The organism is Mogibacterium pumilum, assembly GCF_002243385.1.
Taxonomy (GTDB): Bacteria; Bacillota; Clostridia; order Peptostreptococcales; family Anaerovoracaceae; genus Mogibacterium; species Mogibacterium pumilum.
Map to the genome: position 1 here is coordinate 1,056,311 of NZ_CP016199.1, position 13,998 is coordinate 1,070,308.

12 protein-coding genes are annotated in these 13,998 nt (G+C 41.4%); all 12 read left to right on the top strand.

Translation table 11 applies throughout. The features are described from left to right. The first annotated feature begins 339 nt into the window (after positions 1-339). The 12 genes from mraZ (at position 340) to AXF17_RS05110 (ending at position 13,984) form a co-directional block, all read left to right on the top strand. A complete protein-coding gene (mraZ, locus tag AXF17_RS05055) occupies positions 340-771 on the top strand; it encodes a division/cell wall cluster transcriptional repressor MraZ (protein ID WP_094234093.1) in 432 nt (143 codons plus the stop codon). 8 nt (positions 772-779) lie between these two features. Beyond that, entirely contained in the window at positions 780-1,709 is a 930-nt protein-coding gene (rsmH, locus tag AXF17_RS05060) for a 16S rRNA (cytosine(1402)-N(4))-methyltransferase RsmH (RefSeq protein ID WP_094234094.1), read from the top strand. 26 nt (positions 1,710-1,735) lie between these two features. Continuing rightward, positions 1,736-2,149: an FtsB family cell division protein gene (locus AXF17_RS05065; RefSeq protein ID WP_094234095.1), complete on the top strand. Its 414-nt coding sequence runs from the start codon at positions 1,736-1,738 to the stop codon at positions 2,147-2,149. Positions 2,150-2,301: 152 nt separating this feature from the next. Beyond that, positions 2,302-4,476: a penicillin-binding transpeptidase domain-containing protein gene (locus AXF17_RS05070; protein WP_094234096.1), complete on the top strand. Its 2,175-nt coding sequence runs from the start codon at positions 2,302-2,304 to the stop codon at positions 4,474-4,476. Positions 4,477-4,491: 15 nt separating this feature from the next. Further along, a complete protein-coding gene (locus AXF17_RS05075; RefSeq protein WP_094234097.1) occupies positions 4,492-5,931 on the top strand; it encodes a UDP-N-acetylmuramoyl-tripeptide--D-alanyl-D-alanine ligase in 1,440 nt (479 codons plus the stop codon). Between the two features lie 15 nt (positions 5,932-5,946). After that, positions 5,947-6,912, top strand: coding sequence for a phospho-N-acetylmuramoyl-pentapeptide-transferase (mraY, locus tag AXF17_RS05080; RefSeq protein ID WP_094234098.1), 966 nt, complete (start codon positions 5,947-5,949; stop codon positions 6,910-6,912). 18 nt (positions 6,913-6,930) lie between these two features. Continuing rightward, positions 6,931-8,319 carry a UDP-N-acetylmuramoyl-L-alanine--D-glutamate ligase gene (gene murD, locus AXF17_RS05085; RefSeq protein ID WP_094234099.1) on the top strand — a complete coding sequence of 463 codons (1,389 nt, stop codon included), beginning with the start codon at positions 6,931-6,933 and terminating at the stop codon, positions 8,317-8,319. A gap of 41 nt (positions 8,320-8,360) precedes the next feature. Next, positions 8,361-9,578, top strand: a complete 1,218-nt coding sequence (gene ftsW / locus AXF17_RS05090) for a putative lipid II flippase FtsW (RefSeq protein WP_094234100.1) — start codon at positions 8,361-8,363, stop codon at positions 9,576-9,578. 2 nt (positions 9,579-9,580) lie between these two features. Then, positions 9,581-10,693: an undecaprenyldiphospho-muramoylpentapeptide beta-N-acetylglucosaminyltransferase gene (gene murG / locus AXF17_RS05095; protein WP_094234101.1), complete on the top strand. Its 1,113-nt coding sequence runs from the start codon at positions 9,581-9,583 to the stop codon at positions 10,691-10,693. An 8-nt stretch (positions 10,694-10,701) separates the two neighbouring features. Beyond that, on the top strand, positions 10,702-11,850 hold the full coding sequence (locus tag AXF17_RS05100) for a cell division protein FtsQ/DivIB (RefSeq protein WP_094234102.1): 1,149 nt from the start codon (positions 10,702-10,704) through the stop codon (positions 11,848-11,850). Positions 11,851-11,999: 149 nt separating this feature from the next. Further along, on the top strand, positions 12,000-13,142 hold the full coding sequence (gene ftsZ / locus AXF17_RS05105; protein ID WP_094234103.1) for a cell division protein FtsZ: 1,143 nt from the start codon (positions 12,000-12,002) through the stop codon (positions 13,140-13,142). Beyond that, positions 13,142-13,984: a TrmH family RNA methyltransferase gene (locus AXF17_RS05110; protein ID WP_094234104.1), complete on the top strand. Its 843-nt coding sequence runs from the start codon at positions 13,142-13,144 to the stop codon at positions 13,982-13,984. The genes ftsZ and AXF17_RS05110 overlap by 1 nt, the downstream gene beginning before the upstream one ends. Positions 13,985-13,998: the final 14 nt, after the last annotated feature.

Here is a 13,998-nt window from a genome sequence, read left to right on the forward strand (position 1 = left end):
GATGGTACCGAATGGCTACTATTCGGGATATTAATTTCCTGCTCAATCCAACGATACTTGGCAAAAAGACAAAGAGCCGACCGGGATTGGTCGACCCTTTGGCGTATTATCTGAATTAACGCTTGATTCTATGTTGATGTAGCGCCGTATACGAGACCCGTACGTACGGTGCAACGGGAGGGTTGAGGGCTAACGCCCTCGCTCTACCCTATTGAAAAAATCAGCGAGAATACTGAAAAATACATAAAAATACCAATAAAGTGTTGAATTGTGGTGAGAAGTGGTTTAAAATGGAGAGGAAATTATGAAAATTAGAATTTATGTGCAAAGAGGGAAGATATGTTTACCGGGACTTATGAAAATTCAATAGACAGTAAAAACCGGTTAATCATCCCGGCAAAGTACAGAAATCAGCTCGGTGGTGAGTGTGTTCTTTCAAGAGGATATGACCGCTGTATCTACATCTATACGATGGAAGACTGGGGGCTGTTAGTAGAGAAACTAAAGGAACTTAGACAGTCAGATCCAGCGATACGAGAGTTCATCAGAAAGCTGTTCTCGCAGGCGAGCGAATGCAAGCTCGATTCACAGGGACGAGTGATAGTACCTGCTAATCTCAAGAGTTATGCGAGAATTGACAAAGACTTAGTAACACTCGGTGCGATGGATAAGATTGAGATTTGGAGCAAGGAGATCTTCAACGAGAACGAGGATGACAATCCTATGGATGACGAAGACTTCATAGCAAAGCTAGCTGAGTATGGACTATAGGAGAGAAGATGACGTTCGAGCATGTACCTGTTTTATTCAATGAAGTGATCGATTCGCTCAATATCAAAGCGAATGGAACATATATGGATGGAACAGTAGGAGGCGCTGGTCACTCTTCTGGAATTTGCAAGAGACTTAGCAAGGATGGACACCTAGTAGCCGTTGATAGAGATAATGTCGCACTTGAAACTGCGAGGACGAGGCTTGAGAAGTTCGAGTGCCGCAAGACATTTATTCACGCTAACTACAGTGACATCGACAAGATAAAGACTGAAGTCGGTGCTGTTGATGGAATACTTCTAGATTTGGGAGTTTCTTCATATCAACTAGATACAGCAGCGAGAGGGTTTTCTTACATGCACGATGCCCCGATGGACATGCGCATGAATGAAGATGATATTTTTACAGCTGCGACTGTTGTAAATGAGTATCCAGAATCTGAGCTTTTTCGAATTATCAAAGAGTATGGAGAAGAGCGTTGGGCATCGCGAATAGCAAAATTTATAGTTAAAGCTAGAGCTGAAGAGAAGATAGAAACCACGGGACAACTGGTAGAGATTATCAAGGCTGCAATTCCAGTCTCAGCAAGAAGAACAGGTCCTCATCCAGCCAAGAGAACATTCCAGGCGATTAGAATAGAAGTGAATGGAGAACTAGAGCATTTGAAGCTAGCGATGGAGAAGCTTCCAGAGCTGCTTGCACCTGGCGGAAGGATGTCGGTGATAACATTTCATTCACTAGAGGACAGGATAGTAAAGGATGCATTTAATAATCGAGCGAATCCTTGTACTTGTCCGCCGGGACTGCCTGTGTGTGTATGTGGCAAAGTGGCAGACGTAAGAAAGGTTATAAGAAAGCCAATAATAGCAAGCAATCAAGAGCTTGAGGACAATCCTAGAGCTAGAAGTGCTAAGTTAAGAGTTGTTGAAAAAATATAGGATATTCAGTAAGGGAGAGGAAGGAAATGCAGGTTGCAACAAACGTGGCAGGAACAATGAACAGCGGTGTAGGTGTTGTTAGAAGGAATTCTGGTATTAGTAAGCGTAATGCAAGAGCAAAACAGAATTCAAGAATGTTTGCAGGAGTTATGCTTGCGGGCATCATGTGCTTGATAATAGTAGTTATGTCAGCTTTTGCAGCAAACCTTAATCAGGAGAACAATCAGCTTCAGAAGAAGAATGACTATATTCAGGCGGAAGTAGACTCACTGAATACTAAGATTAATGATGCAAGCAATATCAACAAGATAGAGAAGACTGCTACTGAGAAGTACGGAATGGTACATTCAGAATCGCAGAACTGTATCACCGTCGGAGATTCAAAATCGTCCAGCAAGACGAATCTAGCATCGGCAATCAAGGATGAAGCTTACGAATAAATAATCCGTATTGATTATAATGCCACTGATCCTGAATTGGGTCGGTGGCTTTTTCAAATATATATATACAAATATATAAAAAACAACTAGATATGGTATATAATGTAAATTGTAGTGTTACGGATATTTAGAGATTGAATTAGGAGAATTTGATGGCAAAGTTCCACAATCCTTTAGATAAAAAGAATAAGAAAAATTCAGACAAACGAAAGTCTTCAAAGTCTATGAAAAGCTCCGTAAAGGACAGGGAGTCAAGTGCAAAGAAACGAGCTACTAGAACCACTAAAAGCTATGGCTCACGCGAATCGATATCTACCGCAAGCACGGTGGGACGCAAGGGTGTCAATACCGCTGTTACTGCTGAAAACAAGTTTAGACTTGGTATAGGCTTTCTTGCGATTGTCGTATGTTTTACGCTTCTCATTTTCAGACTAGCATTTTGGCAAGTAATCAAGGCTGATGATTTAAATGCAAAGGCTGCTGAGATGCAGAAAATCGATACAGAGCTGGAGCCTGTTAGGGGTAATATTTACGATAGAAATAAAAAGATCCTAGCTCAAACTGTTACAAAGTATGAGCTTTACGGATACTCGCTCAATCTTTATAAGAAGAAGGATCTGGATAGCTCTGTAAAAGAAAAGAATTTGCATGATCTGGCAAAACTTGCGGGTGAAAGCCGTAGGGATATGAAGAAAAAGCTCTCTGGCAAGGAGAATCTAGTGCTTTTAGCAAAAGGTCTAGATCAGAGTCAAGTAAACAAAGCACAAAAAGAGTGGGGGGAGGATATCGTTGTAAAGACTAAAGTGACAAGGTCGTATCCTAACGGAACATTCGCTTCAACTCTTCTTGGTTCAGTAGATAACAAGAATACAGGACTTAATGGTCTAGAGTATGAGTATAATGAGAAGCTTGCTGGAATAAAGGGTAGAGTCGTTAGAACTACTGATATATATGGAAACTCTCTTTCCGTTGGCAGCAGCAAGTACTATTCGCCTCAGAACGGCGATAGCCTCGTAACATCTATAGACGAGGTAATCCAGCACTATGTTGAGGATGCTCTTGCAGAAGGTATGGAGGATACTGGGGCTGAATCAATCACGTGTATTGTAATGGATCCGCGCACAGGGGATATTCTCGCAATGGCAAGTACACCGAGCTATGATCCTAACAATCCATATACACCTTCGGGTGAAGAAGCTAAGAAATTTAAAGCTCTTAGCACAAAGGAGAAGAGCGCTTATCTGAGTAGGATGTGGACTAACCCAGCTGTTAGTGGACTATATGAACCAGGCTCCACATTCAAACTTATCACATCTTCTTCCGCAATCGAGTGTGGAACGGCAAATGATTCATCCAGGTACAGCTGCCCAGGATATATCAATGTAGATGGCACTAAGCTCAATTGCTGGAGTCCAGTTCCTCATGGAACGCAGAACATAACGGAAGCCGTTGGAAATTCCTGTAACCCTGCACTTGCGAGAGTAGCTCTTGATATGGGCAAGTACAATTTCTATAAGTATATAGATATATTTGGATTTACACAGAAGACAAGAGTTGATCTTCCTGGTGAAGCTGATCCAATTATCAAGAACAAGAACACGGTGGGTAATGTTGACCTTGCTACTATGGGATACGGACAGGGCATTGCAATATCACCAATTCAGCTGATGACAGCTATCAACTCCCTTGGTAATGATGGCATCATGATGCAGCCTAAGGTAGTAAAGCAGGTTGTCGATCCGGACGGCAAGGTTAAGAAAGTTATTAAGAATCGTCGCCTCAGACAGACCGTATCAAAATCGACTGCTGATAAGATGCGTGCAATCATGGAATATTACGTATCTGATGGAGGCGGAGAGAGTGCATATCTAGCTGGATACAGGGTCGGAGGAAAGACGGGTACGGCAAATATCGCTGAAAACGCAGGATATTCCGAGCAGACGATAGCTTCATTTATCGCTATGGCGCCTATGGATGATCCACAGGTATCGATACTCGTAATGGTAACGAGACCTAAGAAGAGTATCTACGGTGCTGCTAACGCTGGCCCTATAGTCAAGAAGATTCTTGAAAAGACACTAGTATATAAGGGTATAGAGCGTAAGTACTCTAAGAGCGAGAAAAATGCGCTAGCTAAGGCAGATATCTCGGTACCAGACGTAACAGGACTTAACAGCAGTGAGGCGATAAACAAGATATCAGCAGCAGGGCTTAAGGCTAAGAAGATGCCTGAAGGAACGGGTGACTCATTCGTGGTAATAGACCAGTACCCTAAGAAGGGTGAGAAACTCGTAAAGGGCGGAACAGTATACATTTATAGTGAGTAATTAAAGGGTAGTTTAATGAAGAAAACAGGAATTAATTATATTCTTGAATCTATGCATGGTGCAAAGCTAATATCTGATGCTGGGTCAAAAGATATTACGAGTGTTGCTATTGATTCGAGGCAGGTTGCAGAAGGATCTCTTTTCTTCGCCGTTATAGGAGATAGGAATGATGGTCACGATTTCCTTCCAGATGTAAGAGAAAGCGGATGCTTAGCGGCAGTAGTATCAAACCCTGATTGGGCTAATAGAATTACAAAGGCAGGCGACATGACCGTGATCCTCGTAGATAATACGAGAGATGCGCTTATGCAGCTTGCTAAGCGGTATGTAGCAGATTGGACAGAGCTTATCAAAGTGGCTGTTACTGGTAGCGTTGGAAAGACAAGTACTAAAGATTTTCTAGGTGCAGTCCTCGGGGCAAAGTACAAGACGGGCAAGACACCGGGTAACCTTAATAGTGACTATGGCGTGCCTTTAACGGTATTTGGATTTGACGAGGAAATTGAGGCAGCTGTGATTGAAATGGGAGCAGGTGAGTCTGTGAATATCGGAGAGCTGTCAGATATCGTTAGGCCCAATATAGGTGTTGTTACAAATGTGGGTACTGCTCACCTAGAGGTGTTTGGAACACGTAATGAGCTAGCAGCAGAGAAGTTAGACATCGCAAAATACTTTACAGACGAAGAAACAATTATTGTTAATTCGGATTGTGATTTACTCACAAGAGAAAATGTCAGTAAAATAGTGCCTTCTGGCGTATCTGTTATAACGATAGGTAGTATAATTGACGATAACTTTAAAATTTACAACATTAAAGATTTGGGCATCGATGGAGTGAGTTGCTCGTTAGATGTGCAAGTAGACGATGAAAATTACGATGGTACATTTGAATTAAAGATACCTGTTGTTGGCTCACACAATCTAGGAAATGCAGCACTAGCCATTGCGGCAGGAACAAGGCTCGGTATAAAGCCTAAAGAGGCTATAGAGGCTCTTGCCGATACGAAATTTTCCTCAGGCAGACTTGAGATAGACAGGAGGGAAAATCTTACTGTCGTCAATGATGCATACAACGCAAGCCCAGAATCTATGAAGTCGGGGATAGAGATGCTCATGGCATCTAGGGCAGATAGGCACGTCGCAATCCTCGGGGACATGTTTGAACTTGGTGATGAATCTGAAGCTCTACATGCCAGTGTAGGAACATTTGCGGTACAGGCTGGTCTAGAGTTGCTCATCGCAATTGGTAAGAATTCTGAAGCGATTGCCAAGGCGGCCGAAGCAGCTAATCACTCTATAGGTTTAGAACATGGTACGGGGACAAAGGTTCTCTATTATCAGAATAAAGAATCTGCAATTAAAGAGATAAATGATATTCTGCGTGATAAAGATTTAATTTTGGTAAAAGCATCGCGTGGCATGAAGTTAGAAGACGTTATTTCAGCTATTAAGTAGCAAGGAAGAGGCTAGATGAATATTTCACTTTTAGTTGTTTTTATAATTTCACTATTAGTTTCGACGATAGGAACTAAGATTCTGATCCCGTTTCTTAAGCAGAAACAATTTGGTCAGTTTATTCGTGAAGAGGGACCACAGGCTCATAAGAAAAAAGCGGGAACTCCAACGATGGGCGGGGTGATGATCGTTCTTGGAATCATGGTTGGACTAATAACGGGCATGATTTCAAATGGCGAGGTCGCTGACACGATTGCGATCATTTTTACTATGCTAGCTTTTGGAGCAATTGGTTTTCTTGATGACTTTGAGAAGATTGCCAAGAAAAACAATTTAGGCCTTACAGCCAAGCAGAAGATATTGCTGCAGGTGCTACTTAGTCTTGGAATTGGTCTTTATATGATATTTGGTGGCAATGGTACAGAAGTATTGATTCCGTTTGCAAATGTATATGTGAACTTCGGATTTCTATTCATGCCTTTTGTTGTTCTTACGGAGGTCGCAATGTCTAACGGCGTTAACCTTTCGGATGGATTAGATGGGCTGGCATCAACGGTAACGCTCGTTGTAGCCATTCTGTTTGCTGTAGTTGGATATACTCATGATGTGTATATCCTCATGGTGTGCGGACTTGCAATCGCGGGATCCCTCATTGGATTTTTAGTCTTCAATAAGTATCCTGCAAAGATATTCATGGGAGATACCGGTTCAATGGCTCTCGGTGGAGTTCTTTCGGCAATTGCCATAGTGAGCAAGACAGAATTTCTGCTACCTATAGCTGGAATTATATATGTAGTTGAATCTGTTTCGGTTATCATTCAGGTAATCTACTTCCGTAGAACCGGTGGTAAGAGATTTTTCCGCATGGCACCGATTCATCATCACTTTGAACTCGGCGGTATGAAGGAGTACAACGTAGTAAAGCTATTTGCGCTGGTGACGATATGTGCTAGTGTAATTGCCTATTTCTCAGTAGCTTAATATGATTAGGAGTGAATTATGAGTTATACAGTTGATCAATACAGAAGAGAAATCTCCACTAAAAAAATTCTTGTCGTGGGCATGGGACGCTCCGGCGTTGCGGCAGTTAAAGAGCTTAATACTCTTGGTGCGACTGTAACGGCGCAGGATATTAACACTGTGGACAAGATTGATCCGAAGTTCATAACATTCCTAGAGAGAGAAGGTATTGATTATTACTTTGGAACGACACCGGAGCATATGGAGTGCTTCGACGTTGTCGTTTTAAGTCCGGGTGTAAACCCTAACCTTGATTTTCTTAATGAGGGAAGAAATAAGTGCGTAGAGATAATTGGAGAGCTGGAGATGGCGTATAGACTATCTCGTGGCAAATACGTGGCAATTACAGGAACTAACGGAAAGACAACAACTACGAGCCTTGTTGGAAAGATATTTGAAGAGTCTGGCAGGAAATATACTGTTGTTGGGAATATCGGTGTTGCGACTATTTCAAAGGTACAGGAATCAACTGATGACGAGTGGATGATCGCGGAAGCTAGTAGCTTTCAACTTGAGACTATATCACAGTTTAAGCCTGTAGTATCTGCAATACTTAACTTTACACCTGACCATTTAAACAGACATGGAAGCATGGAAGCCTATGGTGCTTGTAAAGCTGCGATAGGCTCTAATCAGACTGCTGATGAGTATATGGTTATAAACTATGATGACAAGGCGTGTCTAGCGCTTGCTAGTAATACAAAGGCAAAACTTGTACCTTTTAGTAGGCTGGAGCTACTTGATTTTGGTGCTTACCTAGACGATGGATACATAGTAATCAGAGATGAGAATGGCATTGTTCATCAGATTTGCAGCAAGGATGAGCTAAAGATTATTGGAAGCCATAATCTTGAAAATGCTCTCGCAGCTGCAGCGATTTCCTTCTTTGCAGGAATTGATACAGATGTAATAGCAGAGGCAATTAAGAAATTCCCTGGTGTTGAACACAGGATTGAATACTGCGGGGTTGTAGACGGTGTTAAGTTCTATAACGACTCAAAAGGAACAAATGTAGATGCTTCAGTAATAGCTCTCAAAGCATTAGAGCATGACATCATTCTGATTGCAGGTGGAGATGGAAAGGCTCAGGACTTTACCGAGCTTGGTGAAAGCCTTGTGGGTAGGGCAAAAGCACTTATACTACTCGGAAGAGATGCAAAAGAGATTGAGAAGGCGGCTCGTACTGCAGGCTTCTCAAATATATACATAGAGAGTGATATGAATGACTGCGTAAATAGGGCACATGAGATATCTGCTGAAGGGGACAAGGTACTGTTATCACCGGCTTGTGCAAGTTGGGATATGTACGACAATTATGAACAACGTGGAGATCATTTCAAAAATTGTGTGAATCAACTTCTCAGATAGCGGATAGTGCTCATTGAAGTTTGTGATAGAGGAAAGCCAAATTGAAGAAACCAAGTAATATTACAAAAACGAAGAAAAACAAAAATACAAAGAGCGAAGCTTTTGTTAAAACTAAAAAGATTTCATCAAGCCGTAAGTTCTTTAGAGGTGCGATGAGCAGCTTATACACGGATAGTGACTTCACCATATTTCTACTCGTAGCTGTACTGACGATGTTCGGTGTGGTTATGGTTTTTAGTGCTGGTTATTATTCAACGCTTGCAAAATCTACAGATGCTTATTATTTCTTGAAGAGACAGATTGCTTTTGCTGTTTCTGGTTTTGCAATTCTACTTGCTTTTTCAAAGCTGGATTATCATTCGTATTCTAAATATTATAAGCAGATTGCGGTATTCAGTGTAGTGATGCTTCTACTACTATTTACACCTCTCGGTGTAACGGTTAACTTTGCTAGACGATGGATATTTATAGGGCCGATTAGAATCACACCGAGTGAAATATCAAAGCTCGCTATGATTATATTTACCGCAACTTATCTTGCAGAAAACCCTAACAAGGCTAAACAAGGACTTGTTGGTATGTCTACCATTCTTGGTCTGATGGCACTTCATGCAGGCCTTATTATCAAGCAGCCAAACCTATCCACGGCTATTGTAATTGTGGCAATCATGATAGGTATTCTGTTTGTGGGTGGACTAGCTTGGAGATATATTATTGTAGCTATTGGAAGCTTAACTGCGGGAATGATTTCCATATTGATGTTCTTTAGAAACACTCACTGGTATTCGAGACTTACCAACTGGATGGATCCTTTCAAGGATGCTCAGGGCGAGGGATATCAAGTATCTCAGTCTATAATAGCGCTTGGAAACGGCGGATTCAAGGGGCTTGGCCTGGGAAAGAGCATATCCAAAAACCTGTATCTACCAGAACCACAGAACGACTTTATCCTCGCTATCATTGGTGAAGAGCTTGGATTTATAGGAATATTTATAATGATGGTGGTATATCTTGTGCTTATCTGGAGGTGCATAATGGTTTCTTCCAAAGCCAAGGATAAGCTAGGGCTGTTTATGGCTGCGGGAATAGCTATTATGCTCGGCCTGCAGGTTATCGTAAATGTCGCTGTTGTAACCGCTTCTATGCCGGCAACTGGTATCACTTTACCATTCGTAAGTTATGGTGGTACATCTCTGTGGGTATTTATGGCGTCGATGGGAATAATGCTAAATATATCTAAGCAAGGAAGGGCCAATTAGAGATGAGAGTAATTTTGACTGGTGGAATCACTGGCGGACACATATATCCAGCGCTAGCGATTGCGGATCAATTCAAGGAAATTGACAATGATGCAGAGTTTCTATACCTCGGTTCGGATGAGGGTATGGAGCGCTACATAGTACCTAAATACGGTTATGAACTAAAATACATTAATTCCAGATGGTTTGATAGAAGCAGCCCACTTAAGCTTGCTAAAACTCTTTTCAAGAATGGAAGGGGCAAAAGACAGGCGATAAGTGTAATGAAACAATTCAAACCGGATCTTGTGATGAGCACGGGGAGCTTTGTGAGTGTGCCGGTGGTTTTAGCTGCAAAAGCTCTCAAAATACCTGTATACATCCATGAACAGAACGCGTATCCAGGCATTGCAAATAAGCTGCTTTCAAAGTACGCGAGAAGGGTATTCCTAGGTTTTGAGGCTGCGAGAAAGTATTTTCCAAGTGAGAAGGTTGTATACACAGGAAATCCTGTGAGAAGTGAATTTGGAGAACAAAATAGAGAGTGTGCACGTGATGAGTTAGGTATTCCACAGAATGATTTCGTAGTGCTGATATTTGGCGGCAGCCTTGGTGCAGAGACCATCAATGATATTGGTCTCGAGATAGTAAACAAGTACGGCAATGACGACAATGTGACTATTCTGTTTGGCACAGGCAAGGATTATTATGAGCATATAAAAACTAGATTGACTACAGGTGGCAAGGAATCGCCCGCAAACGTCAGAGTTATGCCATATATATCTGAAATGGCTAAGATGCTATCGGCAAGTAACGTTATCATATGTAGATCAGGCGCGCTTTCGACTGCTGAGGTAACGATGGCTGGCCGAGCAGCTATTTTCGTGCCATCACCTAATGTAACTGGTGATCACCAATATTACAACGCCAAGGCTGTAGCTGACAACGGTGGTGCCGTTCTAATAACAGAAAATGGAGATGTAGAGCTTAGGGTTCTTAATGCTCTAAAAGAGCTTAGCACAGATGCGTCAATCCTCGAGGATATGGAGGAAGGAAGTTTTAAGTCGGCACCTATAGACGCAGCAAAGATTATTTGTGAAGAGATTATAAGCGACGTAAAAGCAAGACGAAAATAGGGGTTTCAATGGACAAGGATAATAATACAAAGCCTGAATTGAATAAAGAAGAATATCTGGAGTCGCTTTTTAACGGTGCTAAAGAAGAGCTTGAAGCCTATATTGAGTCTAAAGAGGAATCAAGCTCTGATGAAAGCGATTCGGAAAAATCAGCAGGTAGTGAGCTAAAGGTTGATATAGATACCGACAATTCATCAACTATAGATAGAGAGTTAGATGAAGACGATAAGGATAATGCTGAGCACAACCTAGATAATGTGTCGGAAGATTCAGCATCTGGAGAAGCCAGTAGCGATGAATTTGAAGAAGTGACAGCTACCGAAAGTGAAGAAATATCTGATGATACAGAAGATGTAAAGGGTGATGAAAATTCCTACGAGAAGAAGCCTAAAGCTGCTATTGACGACATTGAGAAGCGAAGAATAAAACGTAAGCGCAAGCTCAAGATGCCAGGCTTTTTTACGAGAATATTTATCGTTGTTGGTGTGACTATTGTAGTGATTGCATTCTCGTTATCAAGCTTCTTTACAGTTGATACGATAGACGTACAGGGTAATAAGTATTTTACAGACGAAGAGATTGCGAATATGGCGCATGCAAGCACCGGACGAAATATTCTTTACAAGCTAAACAAGGGCAGTATGCTCAAGTATCTGGAAAAAAATCCATATATAGAGGAGGCGAGAATATATAGAAAGCTTCCTAGTACGATTGTCATCAATGTACAAGAGCGTATGCAGATTGCTGCTCTAAACTACGGTGACAAGTTCCTGATAATAGATAATAAAGGAACACTTCTTAGAATAACTAAAACTAAACCTAAATTGACGATAGTTACAGGTTTCAAGGTTAAGCAAGTAAAGCTTGGAGAGAATGTAGAAGTTAGCGACCCAGAGCTGTTTAAGAAGCTTCTTACACTCCTTAAATCGATGGAGGATGGAGATGTGTACTTCACAAAGATTAATATTACAGAGCTGTTTATAACAGCTAATGTGTATGATTCATTAGTTGTAAGAAGTAAGTATAAAGATCTCATAGAGAATATTGACAAGGGGCGTCTGCACAAGGTGCTTGATGAGCTGTTCAAGAGAAACATAAAGCGTGGTACGATAACAATTTCGTCGGATGGATATGCTTCATTTACACCGGAGTTATAATATTACATATATTTTTTATTTGTTAACCAAAAACAATAAAAAACCATGTATTTTGTGGTTTGAATGCAAAAAAGAACCGCATATATAGTGCATTGTGCTATTCAATATGATATTATTAGTTAGATTTAGTCGATAATAGGAGGGGCTTTATGATGGAATTTGTTTCAGACTTCGTATCCAGCACTGATAATGCTGCGATTATCAAAGTCGTAGGTGTAGGCGGCGGCGGTTGTAACGCCATCAATAGAATGGTTGACGAGAATCTTCAAGGTGTAACCTTTATCGCGGTTAACACTGATAAGCAGGCTCTTGCAAAGTGCAAGGCTGAAGTGAAGATTCAGATTGGTGAGAAGCTAACTGGAGGTCGTGGTGCAGGTGCTAACCCTGAAATCGGTCAGAAGGCAGCTGAAGAAACCCTAGAGGAGATTTCAGGATATCTACAGGATGCAGATATGGTATTCGTTACTGCTGGTATGGGTGGTGGAACTGGAACAGGTGCTGCTCCAATCATCGCTAAAGCAGCAATGGATTGTGGTGCACTAACAGTTGCTGTAGTTACTAAGCCATTCTCGTTTGAAGGTAAGAAGCGTTGGAATAGGGCTACAAAGGGCATTCAGTATCTGACTAACTTTGTTGATTCTCTAGTTATTATTCCTAACGATAGACTTATCGATTCAAGCGAGAAGAATACTACAATGCTTGAGGCATTCTCAATGGCTGATGATGTACTAAGACAGGGTGTTCAGGGTATCTCTGATCTTATCTCTGAGTACGGAATCGTTAACGTTGACTTTGCAGACGTTAAGACAGTCATGGAGGGCAGAGGAGTTGCTCACATGGGCGTTGGTCTTGGTAATGGCGACAACAAGATTGAAGATGCAGTTAGAAATGCAATCGAGAGTCCTCTTCTTGAGACATCAATTGATGGTGCAAGATCCATTCTTCTATACGTTTGCGGTGGATATGACATGGGCATGCAGGACATCAGCAAGATTGCTAGCAAGATTCAGGATGAAGCTGACCCAGATGCTAACATTATCTTCGGAGCTACTGTTAATGAGAACATGAATGACAAGGTTTCTATCACTCTTATTGCTACTGACTTCACTAGTGGTGGACTTTCTGCTCCAATCAATGAGACACCTGAAGTTGCATCACCAAACGTACGTGGAACACGCGTTAACGTAGATGGACTTGAAGGACAGATTGTTGATATGAGCGACTTCATGAATGAAGAGCATAAGGATAACAGCGGATCATCTGACTTTGATGTTCCTGATTTTCTTAAGTAGTGGAAGCTTACAACGAATATATAGGGAAAACCAATGACTCATATCGATTAATTAGTTCTCCCGATAATGATAAGATTCGTCTCATCAATAAACTCAGCAAAAAGAAGTACCGTGACCAGCAAGGGAAATTCGTTATTGAAGGAATTAATCTTGTAAGAGCGGCACTAGGTAAAGAGCAGCATATAGAGCTTGTTCTGATAGCTGATGATTTTGACTTCAGTGAGATAGCAGATGTGCTATCTGTGGGCGTTGATTATCGAAATATATACATGATTCCGCGGTTTTTATTTGAAAAGATAAGTGATGCGGAAAATGGATCTGGAATTATTGCAGTCGTTAAAAAGAGTTCTTATACGATAGACAGTCTTGATGGTATTGATGCTAACTTAGGGGGCAATATTCTCGTGCTTGATAGACTTCAAGATCCAGGCAATATAGGAACTATGATTAGGACTGCTGTTGCGGCGGGGTATTCTATAGTCGCGACGATTAAAGGCACGGCAGACATCTATTCGCCAAAGGTATTACGTGCATCGGTAGGGATGATATTTGGCATCTCAATTGTTGAACTTGCTGATACTGATGAATTCAAGAATTTGGTGTCGATGCTAGACAAGAAGATTGTTGTGACAGATCCAAGAGAAGGGGATCCTTATTACAGGTGCGATCTTGCAAAGGATATAGCGCTTGTTATAGGAAATGAAGGCAATGGTATTTGTAACGAGATTATGGAGTGTTCCGACATTCGTGTGACTATACCTATGCAAGGAGAAGTTGAATCGCTTAATGCAGCTATTTGCGCTTCGCTGTTGATGTACGAAGCAGTAAGGACTGTTGAGTGATAATACGAATACAA

What these genes read in the sequence shown, in the direction of transcription:
- murG (WP_094234101.1), top strand. Translation starts at nt 9,581, where the DNA reads ATGAGAGTAATTTTGACTGGTGGAATCACTGGCGGACACATATATCCA.
- rsmH (WP_094234094.1), top strand. Translation starts at nt 780, where the DNA reads ATGACGTTCGAGCATGTACCTGTTTTATTCAATGAAGTGATCGATTCG.
- AXF17_RS05075 (WP_094234097.1), top strand. Translation starts at nt 4,492, where the DNA reads ATGAAGAAAACAGGAATTAATTATATTCTTGAATCTATGCATGGTGCA.
- ftsZ (WP_094234103.1), top strand. Translation starts at nt 12,000, where the DNA reads ATGATGGAATTTGTTTCAGACTTCGTATCCAGCACTGATAATGCTGCG.
- AXF17_RS05070 (WP_094234096.1), top strand. Translation starts at nt 2,302, where the DNA reads ATGGCAAAGTTCCACAATCCTTTAGATAAAAAGAATAAGAAAAATTCA.
- mraY (WP_094234098.1), top strand. Translation starts at nt 5,947, where the DNA reads ATGAATATTTCACTTTTAGTTGTTTTTATAATTTCACTATTAGTTTCG.
- mraZ (WP_094234093.1), top strand. Translation starts at nt 340, where the DNA reads ATGTTTACCGGGACTTATGAAAATTCAATAGACAGTAAAAACCGGTTA.
- murD (WP_094234099.1), top strand. Translation starts at nt 6,931, where the DNA reads ATGAGTTATACAGTTGATCAATACAGAAGAGAAATCTCCACTAAAAAA.
- AXF17_RS05065 (WP_094234095.1), top strand. Translation starts at nt 1,736, where the DNA reads ATGCAGGTTGCAACAAACGTGGCAGGAACAATGAACAGCGGTGTAGGT.
- AXF17_RS05100 (WP_094234102.1), top strand. Translation starts at nt 10,702, where the DNA reads ATGGACAAGGATAATAATACAAAGCCTGAATTGAATAAAGAAGAATAT.